The organism is Arthrobacter celericrescens (assembly GCF_003614925.1).
GTDB lineage: Bacteria > Actinomycetota > Actinomycetes > Actinomycetales > Micrococcaceae > Arthrobacter > Arthrobacter celericrescens.
In genome coordinates this window covers 1-1,667 of sequence record NZ_QYLP01000053.1, presented here as the reverse complement: position 1 = coordinate 1,667, position 1,667 = coordinate 1, and the positions used below count along the sequence as shown (strand labels likewise).

The window sequence follows — 1,667 nt, the reverse complement described above, 5'->3', positions numbered from 1 at the left end:
CCATGTCACCCTGGAACCCCTGCACCAGACTGGATAGTGCACGCCGCCTCACCGAATTTTCATGTCATAACGACAACAACTGCGAGTCAGTTGGGCAGCGAGGGCTAGGCGTACACCTTCTCCAGGAACGCGCCCCATGCCTTGGCGGTGGCTTCGGAGTCGCCGCTGCCGCTGAAGTCGTGCACGGTCATGCCAACCGTGGAACCGAAGGCGTTGCGGCCGAAGAAGCGGTACAAGGCGTCGCCCGTTCGGATGCCCAGGAAGTGTTCGTTGGAGAAGTCGAGCTCCCCGCTCAGCATGCCGACGCCGTCCACCTCCACCTCAACCGGCGAACCCTGCGCCACGCCGTCGACGCCGAGGGCCTTCTTGAGCTGCACGAAGCCGTCGGGGGTCTGCGACGACGCCGGAGCCTGGATGTCGGTGAAGACCACGGGCTTGCCGTCGAAATGCTGCAGGTACTGGCCCAGGGTGTGCAGGTAGAACGCGGTGTGCTTGCTGGCGCCGTCGTACTGCTCGTCCCAGTTGTCCTCAAAGATGCCGCTGTGCACGTAGTGGAGCTTGGCGCGGCCGCCCTCCAGCGGTTCCAGCACATGCTCCAGCTGGTTGAACCAGCCGTCCGGCCCGTCCATGCGGTTGACCAGGTGGTTCGGGTACTCCTCCACAGTCATGACGGACGGCCATTGGTCCGTGGGGAACATCCAGGCGGGGGTGCCGTTGGTGACGGCCTCCCAGACGCGCTCTGGGGTGCCGGGGATTTCGCCGTCGAAGACGATTTCAAATTCGCGCTTTCCAGTCATGGCCTTAGTCCTTTTCTTCCTTGGGTTCCGCGGGGTTCGTGGGTTCCGTTGTCGTATTGAGTGCCGGGTGGAGGACGACGACGAGCCGGTGCTTGCGCCCGCCCGCCGCGGCGCCGCCTGCCTTGGCTCCGCCGGCTGCGGTGCCGCTGCCGCCGTCGTCGTGGTATTTGTCCACGAGCCGGGTGACGGCGACGCCGAGCTCCTCGGCGAACGCGGCCCGGTCCGCGGCCGTGCGGAAGGTGATTTCGCCGTCGATCGCGAAACTCGCCAGCTTCTTCTTCGCCGTCGCGGCCCCGGCGATCAATTTGCCCATTTCCTGCACCGTGCGGCCGGCGAGCGCCAGCAGCCAGAAGGCGGAAAAGCGATCGGCAAAGCGGCGCGGGTCCGGCGCCACCGAAGCGAGGGCGACGGGCGAGATCAGGTAGGAGGCCGCCGTCGCCCGCAGGATGCGCTCGGTGACGTTGCCCTTCTTCCTCTCCTCCACAAGTTCCACCAGCCCGTGGCTTTCGAGCGCCTTGAGGTGGTAGTTGACCTTCTGCCGGGGCAGGCCCACCTTGGCGGCGAGCTGCGTGGCCGACGCGGGCTCGGCGAGCTCATGGAGGATGCGGGTGCGGATCGGATCCAGCGACGCTTCCGCGGCGGCAGGGTCCTCGATCACTTCGATGTCCAACATGCGTCCATCATGCCTACCGACAACTTTTTTTGTCAAGAACTTTTTTTCCGTCGGAGACGGGCGCTGCTCCCGGCGAGGCGCCAGGCCCTCACACGGCCTCCGCTACCTCGACTAGGGCGTGTCTCTTTATTGGCGTAGCCAGATCAGGACTGCGTAGAGTGCGACGCCGGCCCGGTAGGTTTGGGCGAGTTTGTCGT

The 1,667-nt window shown here is 65.5% G+C and carries 2 protein-coding genes; both read right to left on the bottom strand.

The genetic code is table 11. From position 1 onward, the window contains the following. Positions 1-104: 104 nt before the first annotated feature. Positions 105-797, bottom strand: coding sequence for an SRPBCC family protein (locus tag D3654_RS11850; RefSeq protein ID WP_120521704.1), 693 nt, complete (start codon positions 795-797; stop codon positions 105-107). Positions 798-801: 4 nt separating this feature from the next. After that, positions 802-1,470: an ArsR/SmtB family transcription factor gene (locus D3654_RS11845; protein WP_120521703.1), complete on the bottom strand. Its 669-nt coding sequence runs from the start codon at positions 1,468-1,470 to the stop codon at positions 802-804. Positions 1,471-1,667 lie beyond the last annotated feature (197 nt).